This window comes from Pseudomonas sp. Os17 (genome assembly GCF_001547895.1).
GTDB lineage: Bacteria > Pseudomonadota > Gammaproteobacteria > Pseudomonadales > Pseudomonadaceae > Aquipseudomonas.
Genome location: NZ_AP014627.1, coordinates 380489 through 392697 on the forward strand (window position 1 = coordinate 380489; position 12209 = coordinate 392697).

At 64.0% G+C, this 12209-nt stretch carries 12 protein-coding genes; 7 read left to right on the plus strand and 5 right to left on the minus strand.

Going from position 1 to position 12209, the window contains the following annotated elements:
• Positions 1 to 43: 43 nt before the first annotated feature.
• From POS17_RS01755 to POS17_RS01765, 3 genes are read right to left on the minus strand one after another with little or no spacing between them, the layout of a single operon-like run.
• Complete coding sequence (locus POS17_RS01755) at positions 44 to 316, minus strand: oxidative damage protection protein (RefSeq protein ID WP_047301095.1); 273 nt, start codon at positions 314 to 316, stop codon at positions 44 to 46.
• On the minus strand, positions 313 to 1380 hold the full coding sequence (mutY, locus tag POS17_RS01760) for an A/G-specific adenine glycosylase (protein ID WP_060837096.1): 1068 nt from the start codon (positions 1378 to 1380) through the stop codon (positions 313 to 315). Before mutY ends, POS17_RS01755 begins: the two co-directional genes overlap by 4 nt.
• On the minus strand, positions 1377 to 3602 hold the full coding sequence (locus tag POS17_RS01765) for an AsmA family protein (RefSeq protein ID WP_060837097.1): 2226 nt from the start codon (positions 3600 to 3602) through the stop codon (positions 1377 to 1379). Before POS17_RS01765 ends, mutY begins: the two co-directional genes overlap by 4 nt.
• Positions 3603 to 3944: 342 nt before the next feature.
• Between POS17_RS01765 and POS17_RS01770 the strand changes: the two genes are divergently transcribed.
• From POS17_RS01770 to POS17_RS01800, 7 genes are all read left to right on the plus strand, one after another.
• Positions 3945 to 5606 carry an OFA family MFS transporter gene (locus POS17_RS01770; protein ID WP_060837098.1) on the plus strand — a complete coding sequence of 554 codons (1662 nt, stop codon included), beginning with the start codon at positions 3945 to 3947 and terminating at the stop codon, positions 5604 to 5606.
• A 236-nt stretch (positions 5607 to 5842) separates the two neighbouring features.
• On the plus strand, positions 5843 to 6436 hold the full coding sequence (gene hisB, locus POS17_RS01775) for an imidazoleglycerol-phosphate dehydratase HisB (RefSeq protein WP_011058736.1): 594 nt from the start codon (positions 5843 to 5845) through the stop codon (positions 6434 to 6436).
• The gene (gene hisH, locus POS17_RS01780; RefSeq protein ID WP_060837099.1) at positions 6436 to 7074 is read left to right on the plus strand and encodes an imidazole glycerol phosphate synthase subunit HisH; all 639 of its coding nucleotides are present in this window, start codon (positions 6436 to 6438) and stop codon (positions 7072 to 7074) included. The genes hisB and hisH overlap by 1 nt, the downstream gene beginning before the upstream one ends.
• Entirely contained in the window at positions 7075 to 7338 is a 264-nt protein-coding gene (locus POS17_RS01785; protein WP_060837100.1) for a DUF2164 domain-containing protein, read from the plus strand.
• 91 nt (positions 7339 to 7429) lie between these two features.
• The gene (gene hisA / locus POS17_RS01790; protein WP_060837101.1) at positions 7430 to 8179 is read left to right on the plus strand and encodes a 1-(5-phosphoribosyl)-5-[(5-phosphoribosylamino)methylideneamino]imidazole-4-carboxamide isomerase; all 750 of its coding nucleotides are present in this window, start codon (positions 7430 to 7432) and stop codon (positions 8177 to 8179) included.
• 92 nt (positions 8180 to 8271) lie between these two features.
• Complete coding sequence (gene hisF / locus POS17_RS01795) at positions 8272 to 9042, plus strand: imidazole glycerol phosphate synthase subunit HisF (protein ID WP_060837102.1); 771 nt, start codon at positions 8272 to 8274, stop codon at positions 9040 to 9042.
• Positions 9043 to 9105: 63 nt separating this feature from the next.
• A complete protein-coding gene (locus tag POS17_RS01800; RefSeq protein ID WP_060837103.1) occupies positions 9106 to 9861 on the plus strand; it encodes a substrate-binding periplasmic protein in 756 nt (251 codons plus the stop codon).
• 85 nt (positions 9862 to 9946) lie between these two features.
• On the opposite strand, the gene POS17_RS01805 is transcribed toward POS17_RS01800, so the two are convergent.
• Complete coding sequence (locus tag POS17_RS01805; protein ID WP_060837104.1) at positions 9947 to 10753, minus strand: divergent polysaccharide deacetylase family protein; 807 nt, start codon at positions 10751 to 10753, stop codon at positions 9947 to 9949.
• Between the two features lie 116 nt (positions 10754 to 10869).
• A complete protein-coding gene (locus POS17_RS01810; RefSeq protein ID WP_016963303.1) occupies positions 10870 to 12180 on the minus strand; it encodes a S41 family peptidase in 1311 nt (436 codons plus the stop codon).
• Between the last annotated feature and the right edge of the window lie 29 nt (positions 12181 to 12209).

Genomic DNA, 12209 nt, shown 5'->3' on the forward strand with positions numbered 1-12209 from the left:
TTATTACCGCCGCTTACGTTCCGCCCCCGATTTTGTGCGGGTTTTACTCAGCCGGCGGCACGTAGCCTTCGGCCTTGGCGTATTCCTCGCCGGAGAAAAATTTGTCCATCTCGCCCTGCAGATATTTGCGGTCTTCGGCATTCATCATGTTCAGGCGCTTTTCGTTGATCAGCAGGGTCTGGTGTTTCTGCCAGTCAGCCCAGGCCTTGGCCGAGACGTGTTCGAAAATATCCTGGCCTTTGGCGCCCGGGTACGGGGGGCGTTCCAGGCCCGGCAGTTCTTCCTGGTATTTGCGGCACATTACGGTGCGGGTCATGACGACTCTCCTGCATTCAAGACTTCGGCCGCGCGTTTGAGCAGTGTCTTCACCGGGGCGGCAAGGCCCAGGCGCGGCGGGGTGGCGAGGTTATACCAGAGCCAATCGGCCTCGGCGACGTGCAGGGCCGACTCTTCGACCCGGATCAGCCAGGGCTCGATGGCCAGTTGGAAGTGACTGAAGGTGTGGAGCAGCTCCGGCATCTGCTGTTGCTGGCCCAGTTCCAGGGCGTGCTGCGAGGCCAGGTGCGGAATGTCGTCCAGGTCGTCCAGTTCCGGCAGGCTCCACAAGCCGCCCCAGAGGCCGCTGGAGGGCCGCCGGTAAAGCAGGATGGCGCCTTCGCGGTTGGCCAGCAACGGCATCAGGGTGCGCTTCTGCGGCACCTCCTTGCGCGGCTTGGGAATCGGGTAGCGGGTTTCCAGGCCGAGCATGTGGGCTTCGCAGCCGCGCTCCAGGGGGCACAGCAGGCAACTGGGCTTGCTCCGGGTACAGAGGGTCGCCCCCAGGTCCATCATCGCCTGGGTGTAGTGGTTGACCCGGCTGTGGGGCGTGAAGCGTTCCGCAGTGGCCCACAGCTGCTTGGCCACCTTGGGTTCTCCCGGGTAGCCCTCCTGGGCGGTGAAGCGTGCCAGCACCCGCTTGACGTTGCCGTCGAGGATCGGCGCCCGCAGGCCCATGCTGATGCTGGCGATGGCGCCGGCGGTGGACAGGCCGATGCCCGGCAGCTCGGTGAGTTTTTCCACGTCACGGGGAAACTCGCCGCCGTAGTCGGCCATGACGATCTTCGCGGTCTTTTGCAGATTGCGCGCCCGGGTGTAGTAGCCCAGGCCGGTCCACAGGTGCAGCACTTCGTCTTCCGCGGCCTCGGCCAGGGCCTGCACCGTGGGCAGCGAGGCCATGAAGCGGTCGAAGTAGTTGAGCACGGTGCTGACCTGTGTCTGTTGCAGCATGATCTCCGACACCCACACCCGATACGGGTTGATGTCCTGCTGCCAGGGCAGGTCATGACGGCCGTGGCGGTCGTACCAGTCCAGCACCGCCGGTGCAAAGGCCTCGGCTCTCATCGTTTGAACAGCCCCTTGAGCGCGTTTTTCAGTTCCGGGCTGACCTTGTCACCCAGCTTTTCGTCGATTTTCTGCTGCAGCCGGTCACCGGCCAGCTTGGCCGCGACCTGGCCCAGGCCGTCTTTGTCCAGACGGCAGGCCTTGGCCCCCAGCTCCAGCGGCCCGCGGCAGCGCAGCGGCAGTTCAACGCCGGTGAAGCGTTCACCCACCTGGCAGGCCGGGTCCGGGTTATCGCTGAGGTCGCCCTCAACGACGATGCCGACTCGGTAGTCCATGCCCAGGACCCGCAGGTCGATGTCGCCATTGCCGTTGACGCTCAGGCCGGGGATGCGCACTTTCAGGTCCGGGTTGCTGGCCACGCCGTTGCGCAGCGTCAGGTTGCCCTTGAGCTCCTGGAAGGGGGTGTCCTTGCCCCGGGGCGTGCTGGTGAGGTTCTTGCGGTTGAGCACGGCGATGCCCTGGCACAACTGCTGTTCGATGTTGGCGTTGAGCAGCACGCCGTTGTTGATGACGAAACTGGCGCTGCCGTTGAGGCTGTCGATCAGCGCTTTCTGGCTGTTGCCGTTGCCGCTGAGGTTGCTGTTGAGGGTCACCAGGCCCTTGACTGGAGGCGTCTGGCCCTGGCTTTCGAGGATGCGTTCCACCGGCACCCGGTTGATCTTGGTCTGCAGGTTCAACTGCGGTGTGCTCTGGCGCACATCGAGGGTGCCGTTGGCCTCGAAGCTGCCGTTGTACAGCTCGCCGCGCAGGCTGGACAGTTTCAGCAGGCCGCCCTGGCCGCTGGCCTTGAGCGCGGCATTCTGAATCGGCAGCTTGTCCAGGGTCAGTTGGCCGAAGCTCAGGTCGGCGTCGACGTCGAGCTTGTTCAGGCGTTCCACCGGCAGCAGTTTGTCGGTGCTCCAGGCGCCCTTGGTCGGCGAGTTGGGCAGCGGCGTGGTGCCGGCGCCGGCCATGGCGTCGGCTTCGCTGCTCTGCACTTCGGCCTTGCGCGCAGTGGCGGCGCTGTTGGCTTCGGCGGACTTGGGCGGCAGGTAGCGGTCGACATTGAAGGTGTCGGCCTTGAGCTGGGCGCGCAGTGACTGCTTATCGAAGTCCTCGATGGCCAGGCGGCCGCTGAAGGTGCTGTCGTCGAGCTTCAGGTTCAGGTCTTCCAGGGCCAGGCTGCTGGGCGTGCCTTGCAGGCGGCTGACCAGCTCGACCTTGCTCAGGCTGCCTGCGGCCATGGCCGGCAGGGTCTGGCCGATGCTGTCGACGAATTTCGCCAGGTCGAACTGGGCAATGGAAATCCCGCCACTGATCTGCGGGGTCTTGTCCAGGTCGTTGACCTTGAGTTCGCCCAGGGCCCGCAGTTGGTTGAAGGAGACCTTGAGGCCGGTCCACTGGCCGACGTTGGCGGCCTTGTCCAGCAGCAACTGGCCCTGGGCGGCGAAGGTCACGGTCTTGCCCTGCAACGGATCGCCGGTGGCCTCGCCGGACAGGCGCATGTCTTCGAACTGATAGCGCTGCAGGGCGCGGTCGAAGCGCAGTTCGCCATTGAGTTCGGTGCGCACGCGCACGGCGGGCTGGCTGCTGGCCAGGAACGCGGTGAGCTTGAGCGGCGTGTTGGTGGCTTCGTGTATCGGCCCGGTGCTCAGTTGGATGCTTTCGGCGGTGAACTGCTTGCCGGTCTGTTCATCGTTGTACTCAACCCGGGCGTTGTTCACGGTCAGGCTGTCGATGTCCAGGCGGATCGGCTGTGACGACTTGTCCGGGGCGCCGCTGGGCGGGCTCGCTTCGCCGGTGCTGGTGGCCGGGGTTTCGGCCTGCTTGTCGGTCGGGGCGGCCTTGCCGATGTCCTGCCAGTTGCCGTGGCCTTCCTTGTTGCGGTTCAGGCGCAGGTTCAGGCCTTCGACTCGCACATCGCTCATCTGCACTTCGCGGCGCAGCAGCGGCAGGACTCGCACCGACAGGCCGAGCATTTGCAGGTCGGCGAAAGGCTGGGTCGGATTGGCCAGGGTGGCCACGCCCGCGTCATGCAATTCCAGGCCAAGCCAGGGGAACAGGCTCCAGCCGATGTCGCCATTGAGCGTCAGCTCGATGTGGGCCTTGTCGCGGGCTATCTGGCGAATCTCTTCTTTGTAGTCGTTGGGATCAAACAGGTGGGTCAGGGCAAAGCCGAGAGCCACGATGATCAGCAACAGCCCGAGAATTACCAGACCCAGGATTTTGCCGAACGCTTTCATGGGCGAGTCCTTGTATGTCGAATTCAAAATTTAGCGAGGGAGTATAACGCTCTGAACCTGACGGCTGGTCACCCATTGCAGTTAGAGGTTTTTTCGTTTTGGCGGGGCTCTTTTAGCCACTGGCCAGGCTTGCGGCCAATACAGTTGCCGGAAAAAAGGTGGGGGCAGTTTGGTTTTTTAGTTTGTCGCAAATGGTAACCTCTCGCGGTTCGTCCGTCCTTCCGCGACTTAATGTCGCGCCTGCCAAAAGGAAGCTTTACTCATAAAACGACCGTGCCCATGGGCCAAGGTCGTCGCAGAGGAGTGGCCGATGAACAATTCTAATAATTGGGGGAAACAACCATGAGCTCCAGCATCGCGTCCGCCAGTTCGGGCGCTCAGCCAGCGTTCTTGTCCAAGGAACGCATCATTGCCAAGCCCGGTTTCAACCGTTGGCTGGTTCCGCCGGCCGCTTTGGCCATTCACCTGTGCATCGGCATGGCCTACGGCTTCTCGGTGTTCTGGCTGCCGCTGTCCAAGGCGCTGGGCATCAGCGCGCCGGTGGCGTGCGCGCCGGACATGGGCTTCATCGCGCAGGTCTTCTCGTCCCAGTGCGACTGGCCGATCTCCATGCTCGGCTGGATCTACACCCTGTTCTTCATCTTCCTCGGCTGTTCGGCGGCGATCTGGGGTGGCTGGCTGGAACACGCCGGGCCGCGCAAGGCCGGTGTGGTTTCGGCGCTGTGCTGGTGCGGCGGCCTGCTGATCTCGGCCCTGGGGGTCTATACCCACCAGATCTGGCTGATGTGGATCGGCTCCGGGGTCATCGGCGGTATCGGTCTGGGCCTGGGCTACATCTCCCCGGTATCGACCCTGATCAAGTGGTTCCCGGACAAACGCGGCATGGCCACCGGCATGGCGATCATGGGCTTCGGTGGCGGTGCCATGGTGGGCGCGCCCCTGGCGGCGGCGCTGATGAGCCACTTCGCCACCCCGACCAGCGTTGGCGTGTGGCAGAGCTTCCTGGTGATGGCCGCGATCTACTTCGTGTTCATGATCGGCGGCGCCCTGGCGTACCGGGTCCCGCCTACCGGCTGGAAGCCTGAAGGCTGGACGGCACCGGCGAAGAAAGCCGCCAACTCGATGATCACCCACCGCCATGTGCACGTGAACGTGGCCTGGAAGACCCCGCAGTTCCGCCTGGTCTGGCTGGTGCTGTGCCTCAACGTCTCGGCCGGTATCGGCATTCTCGGCATGGCTTCGCCGCTGCTGCAGGAAGTGTTCGCCGGCAAGCTGTTGGGCAACGGCCTGACCTTCAGCCAGCTGGATGCCGGGCAACTGGCGCAGATCGCCGCCATCGCGGCCGGCTTCACCGGTCTGTTGAGCCTGTTCAACATCGGCGGGCGGTTCTTCTGGGCGTCGTTCTCCGACTACCTGGGACGCAAGAACACCTACTTCGTGTTCTTCGCCCTGGGCTTTGCCCTGTACGCGCTGATTCCGAACCTCGGCCACCTGGGCAACATCGCCCTGTTCGTGGCGGCGTTCTGCATCATCCTGTCGATGTACGGCGGCGGCTTCGCCACGGTGCCGGCCTACCTGGCCGACCTGTTCGGCACGCAGATGGTGGGGGCGATCCACGGTCGCCTGCTGACCGCCTGGGCGGCGGCGGGGGTGCTGGGCCCGGTGCTGGTGAACTACCTGCGCGAGTACCAGCTGAGCATCGGCGTCGAACGCGCCGCGGCGTATGACATCACCCTGTACATCCTCGCCGGCCTGCTGGTGCTGGGCTTCCTGTGCAACCTGCTGGTGCGCCCGGTGGCCGACAAGTACTTCATGACCGACGAGCAACTGGCGGCCGAGCAGGCCCTGGGCCACGACAAGGGCGCCGACAGCAGTGTCGTGCTGGAGTGGAAAGCGTCATCCGCCAGCCTGCCGCTGGTGATCGCCGCCTGGCTGGCAGTGGGCATTCCGCTGGCGTGGGGCGTGTGGGTCACCCTGCAGAAAACGGCGGTGCTGTTCAATTAAGGGCTTTGCCGGCAGCCCGGCTCCTGCGTAGGGGCCGGGCTGCCGGCGAATCCGGCGTCTGGGTCGGCAAGCCCCGGCGCCTTCACCGGCAAGCCATTTCCTGAAGTTGTCATGACAGGTACAGCCCGTATTCATTGGCTGGCGCCCGTCAGGATATTGTCCTGCGTGTTTCTGTTTGGCCGCCGTCGGGCCTATACTATTCGCCTTTTTCGCCCAATGATTTTGCGGAGCTGGTGATGGCCGAACGTAAGGCATCTGTCGAGCGCGACACTCTGGAAACCCAGATCAAAGCCTCGATCAACCTGGATGGCACCGGAAAGGCCCGATTCGATATCGGCGTGCCCTTCCTTGAGCACATGCTGGACCAGATCGCCCGGCACGGGCTGATCGACCTGGACATCGAAAGCAAGGGCGACCTGCATATCGACGACCACCACACCGTGGAGGATGTCGGTATCACCCTCGGCCAGGCGTTCAGCAAGGCCATCGGCGACAAGAAGGGCATCCGTCGCTACGGCCACGCCTATGTGCCGCTGGATGAAGCCCTGTCCCGCGTGGTGATCGACTTCTCCGGCCGTCCCGGCCTGCAGATGCACGTACCCTTCACCCGCGCCACCGTCGGCGGTTTCGACGTTGACCTGTTCCAGGAGTTCTTCCAGGGCTTCGTCAACCACGCCAACGTGACCCTGCACATCGACACCCTGCGCGGCACCAACACCCACCACCAGATCGAGACCGTGTTCAAGGCCTTCGGCCGTGCACTGCGCATGGCGGTGGAGCTGGACGAGCGCATGGCCGGCCAGATGCCCTCCACCAAGGGCGTGCTGTAATGCAGACCGTCGCCGTTATCGACTACGGCATGGGCAACCTGCACTCGGTGGCCAAGGCCCTGGAGCACGTGGGCGCCGGCAAGGTACTGATCACCAGCGATGCCGGCGTGATTCGCGAAGCCGACCGGGTAGTGTTTCCCGGCGTGGGCGCGATTCGCGACTGCATGGCCGAGATCCGTCGCCTGGGCTTCGACTCCCTGGTGCGTGAAGTCAGCCAGGATCGGCCGTTCCTCGGGATCTGCGTGGGCATGCAAGCTTTGCTCGACCACAGCGAAGAGAACGAGGGCGTCGACTGCATCGGCTTGTTTCCCGGCCAGGTGAAGTTCTTCGGCAAGGGCCTGATCGAGGACGGCGAGCACCTGAAGGTGCCGCACATGGGCTGGAACGAAGTGAAGCAGGCGGTGGACCATCCGCTGTGGCACAGCATTCCGGACCGGGCGCGCTTCTACTTCGTGCACAGCTACTACATCAACGCCGGCAACGCGCGGCAGGTGGTGGGCAGCGGTCATTACGGGGTGGATTTCGCCGCGGCGCTGGCCGATGGCTCGCGTTTCGCCGTGCAGTTTCACCCGGAGAAGAGCCATACCCACGGCCTGCAGTTGCTGCAGAATTTCGCCGCCTGGGACGGTCGCTGGTAAATGGCGATCAAGAAATCCAAGCCGCCGATCCTGAGCCTCACTGCCGAACAGGAGAGTGAGGCGACGCACAAGATCAAGCGCTTCATGGCCGAGCGCTTCGAGCTCGACCTGGGCTCGTTCGAGGCGGCGGAGATTCTTGAACTCTTTACCCGGGAAATTGCTCCGCACTATTACAACCGGGCGATTTTCGATGTGCAGACCCACCTCAAAGAGCGGTTTGAAAGCATTGAAAGCGACCTATGGGCATTAGAGAAGAGCAGCTGAAAGCTCCAAGCTTCGAGCTGCAAGAACAACAGACACGCATGCTTGCAGCTTGTGGCTTGCAGCTTGCAGCTCTTTTGACGAAGGAAAAAGCATGCTGATTATTCCCGCTATCGATCTCAAGGACGGCGCCTGTGTGCGTCTGCGCCAGGGCCGCATGGAAGATTCCACGGTGTTCTCCGATGACCCGGTGAGCATGGCCGCCAAGTGGGTTGAAGGGGGTTGCCGTCGTCTGCATCTGGTGGACCTCAACGGCGCCTTCGAAGGCCAGCCGGTCAACGGCGAGGTGGTCACCGCGATCGCCAAGCGCTACCCGAACCTGCCGATCCAGATCGGCGGTGGTATCCGTTCCCTGGAAACCATCGAGCACTACGTCAAGGCCGGCGTGAGCTACGTGATCATCGGCACCAAGGCGGTCAAGGAGCCGGAGTTCGTTGCCGAGGCCTGCCGCGCGTTCCCGGGCAAGGTCATCGTCGGCCTGGATGCCAAGGACGGTTTCGTCGCCACCGACGGCTGGGCTGAAGTCAGCAGCGTGCAGGTGATCGACCTGGCCAAGCGCTTCGAAGCCGACGGCGTGTCCGCCATCGTTTATACCGACATCGCCAAAGACGGCATGATGCAGGGCTGCAACGTGCCGTTCACTGCGGCCCTGGCGGCGGCCACCAAAATTCCGGTGATCGCCTCCGGCGGCATCCACAACCTGGGCGACATCAAGGCCCTGCTGGATGCCAAGGCGCCGGGAATCATCGGCGCCATTACCGGCCGCGCCATTTATGAGGGCACGCTGGATGTGGCAGAAGCCCAGGCCTTTTGTGATGGCTACGCGGCCAGCTGCAAGTCATAAGCGGCAAGCGGCCTGTCAACGCCCGACCGCGATCGGCTCTGACTTGCCGCTTGTAGCCCGCAGCTTGCAACTCTTCATCGGAGATTAAGCCCATGGCCTTAGCCAAACGCATCATCCCTTGCCTGGACGTGGACAACGGCCGGGTGGTCAAGGGCGTCAAGTTCGAGAACATCCGCGACGCCGGCGACCCGGTGGAAATCGCCCGTCGCTACGATGAGCAGGGTGCCGACGAAATCACTTTCCTCGACATCACCGCCAGCGTCGACGGCCGTGATACCACCTTGCATACCGTCGAGCGCATGGCCAGCCAGGTGTTCATCCCGCTGACCGTGGGCGGTGGCGTGCGCACCGTGCAGGACATCCGCAACCTGCTCAATGCCGGCGCGGACAAGGTTTCGATCAACACCGCGGCGGTGTTCAACCCCGAGTTTGTCGGTGAAGCGGCGCAGCATTTCGGCTCGCAATGCATCGTGGTCGCCATCGACGCGAAGAAGGTCTCCGGCCCGGGCGAACCCCCGCGCTGGGAAATCTTCACCCATGGCGGGCGCAAGCCCACCGGTCTGGACGCGGTGGAGTGGGCGAAGAAGATGGAAGGCCTGGGCGCCGGCGAGATCCTGCTCACCAGCATGGATCAGGACGGCATGAAAAACGGCTTTGACCTGGGCGTGACCCGGGCCATCAGCGATGCCCTGGGAATCCCGGTCATCGCCTCCGGCGGCGTCGGCAACCTCCAGCATCTGGCCGACGGCATCATCGAAGGCCACGCCAGCGCGGTGCTGGCGGCGAGCATTTTCCACTTCGGCGAATACACGGTTCCCGAGGCCAAGGCCTACATGGCGCAGCGCGGGATCGTGGTGCGATAGCCACTGGACAGCATGGCGTGCTCGCGGCACTCTTGAGCACGCCATGGATTCTGGTATCCCGTCATGTTCAAACGTCTTCTTGTGGTTGTCGCCAGCGCGACCCTGCTCCTGAGCACTCTGGCCCGCGCCGCTGAAACCCCCGACACCGCCCTGGTGCTGCTGACGGAAAACTTCCCCCCCTACAACATGGCCAAGAACGGCAAGAACTTCGCGCAAGGCGAGAACATCGACGGCATCGCCGTGGATATCGTCCGCGAAATGTTCAAGCGCGCCGGGATCAATTACAGCCTGACCCTGCGTTTCCCCTGGGAGCGCATCTACAAGATGGCCCTGGAACAGCCGGGCTATGGCGTGTTCGTCGTGGCCCGGCTGCCGGAGCGCGAGCCGCTGTTCAAGTGGGTCGGCCCCATCGGCCCAGACGACTGGATCATGCTGGCCAAGGCCGGCAGCAAGATCACCCTCGAATCCCTGGAGCAGGCGCGCAGCTACAAGATCGGCGCCTACAAGGGCGATGCCATTGCCCAGACCCTGGCCAAGCAGGGCCTGGCGCCCCAGGTGGTGCTGCGGGACCAGGACAACGCCAAAAAGCTGGTGGCGGGGCAGATCGATCTCTGGGCCACCGGCGATCCGGCGGGACGTTACCTGGCCAAGCAGGAAGGCATCACCGGCCTCAAGACCGTGCTGCGCTTCAACAGCGCCGAGCTGTACCTGGCCCTGAACAAGGACGTGTCCGATGAGGTGGTGGCCAAGCTCCAGGCAGCCCTGGACGCGATGCGCGAAGAGGGGCTGGTGGAGGAAATCATGGGGCGTTATCTCTAGAAGCAGCCGCAAGCCGCAAGCCGCAAGCTACAAGTCACAGCAGGTCGGCGGCGCTTTGGCTTGCAGCTTGAGGCTTGCGGCTGTCCTATCTGTACTTGCCGTTCTTGCCGTGCCCGGCCATGGCTTCGTTGCTGCGCAGGCTGATCATCGACTTGATATCGATCCACTCGATGCCTTGGGCCTTGAGCGTGGGCAGTTCGCGTTCGAGTACGGCCAGGGTCTGTGGATAAGGGTGGCCGATCATCACCGCCGAACCCTGTTTGCGCGCCAGTTTGATGGCTGTCTGCAACTGTTGGCTGATCGCCGCTTCCGTCCGTTCGTCGTCCAGGAACACATCCCGGGAAACGCTGGCCAGACCGATCTTCTGCGCTTCGGCGGCGGCGACCGTCTGGGCGCTGGTGCGGCTGTCGACGAAGAATTTGTGACGTCGCTGCAAGTCGGCCATCAGCCAGGCCATGGCTTGCGGTTGGGCGGTCATGCGGCTGCCCATGTGGTTGTTGATGCCGCTGGTGTAGGGCACGGCCTGGAAGGCTGCCTCCAGGCGCTTTTGCAGCTCTTCGATGGGCAGCTCGGGGTGCCAGGCGAAGGGGCCGGTGGCCGGGTCCATGGGCATGTGCAGGATGACGATCTTGCCGGCCCGGTGAGCTTCGCGGGCGAACTCGGCGGCGTGGGGCGTGTCGGGCATGATCGCCGTGGTCACCGGGCCGGGCAGGGCCAGCACGCGGCGGTCGCGGGGCAGGTTCTGCCCGAGGTCGTCGATGATCAGGCTCAGGTAGGCCTTGGGTGCCGCAGGTGCCGGTTCGGCAGCGTGGGTCGCAGCAGTGAAGAAGCACAGCAGGGCCAGCAGCGGGGCCCAGAGCGGGCGGAACAGGGATGGGCGGTGGGAAATCATGGGGGGCGGGATCAAGCCTTATAGGGGAATGGGCGCCCTGGCGGGCGCTTCGCTGGCGAGCCAGCTCCTACACAAGCCGGCTCCTGTAGGAGCCGGCTTGCCGGCGAAGGGTTCAATCACTTGCCGCGGGTGATGCTCAGCCCCTTGAGCAGGCTCAGGGCCTGGGCCAGCTGGTAGTCGTCATCCTGTGGCATCGGTTTGGCCTTGCTGGTCGAACCGCTCGGCTTGTCGGCGCCGCCGTTGCCATTGCCCAGGTGACCCTGCAGGTCGGCTTCCTTGAAATACTCGCCGTCCTGGGCCTCGCTGGTGATCTTGGCGCGGCGCACTTCGATGTCCGGAACGATGCCCTGGGCCTGGATCGAGCGGCCGTTGGGGGTGAAGTACAGCGCGGTGGTGATCTTCAGCGCGCGGTCGTTGTTCAGCGGCAGCACGGTCTGCACCGAGCCCTTGCCGAAGCTGGTGGTGCCCATCAGCACCGCGCGTTTCTGGTCCTGCAGGGCGCCGGCGACGATTTCCGAAGCCGAGGCGCTGCCGCCGTTGATCAGCACCACCATCGGCACGGCTTCGCTTTCGTCCTTGCCGGTGGCAGAGAAGCGCAGCTCGGAGTTGGCGATGCGACCCTTGGTGTAGACGATCAGGCCCTTGGTGATGAAGTGGTCGACCACTTCCACCGCCGCCTGCAGCACGCCGCCCGGGTTGTTGCGCAGGTCGAGGATGATGCCGTTGAGCTTCTTGCCGTTGTCCTTGCGCAGCTTGGCCAGGGCCTTGGAGACTTCCTCGCCGGTCTTGACCTGGAACTGGGTGATGCGGATGTAGCCGTAGCCCGACTCCAGCAACTGGCTCTTCACGCTCTTCACCTGGATGGTGGCGCGGGCCAGGGTCACGTCGAACGGCGTACCGCCGTCGCGCACCAGGGTCAGGGTGATTTTCTGGCCGATCTTGCCGCGCATCTTGTCCACGGCTTCGGTCATGGTCTGGCCACGGGTCGGCTGGCCGTTGATCTTGACGATCAGGTCGCCGGCCTGGATCCCGGCCTTGGAGGCCGGGGTGTCGTCGATCGGCGACACCACTTTGATAAAGCCGTCTTCGGCGCCCACTTCGATGCCCAGGCCGCCGAATTCGCCGCTGGTGCTTTCCTGCAGCTCGGCGAAGTCTTCCGGGCCCAGGTAGGCCGAGTGCGGGTCGAGGTTGCTGAGCATGCCCTTGATGGCATTCTCCAGCAGGGTCTTGTCATCCACGGGTTCGACATAGGCCGCCTTGATCCGGTCCATGACCTCGGCAAAGGTGCGCAGTTCTTCCAGCGGCAAAGGTGCCTTGGTGGTCGCGGCGGTCGCTGATTGAGCGGTTTCGGCGGCAAACGCCAGAGGCGCTCCGATCACCAGGGCGATCGTCAGGGCCAGCGAGGTAAGGCGGGACAAATGCAGCATGTCGAACGAACTCCTAATTTAGATGCAGC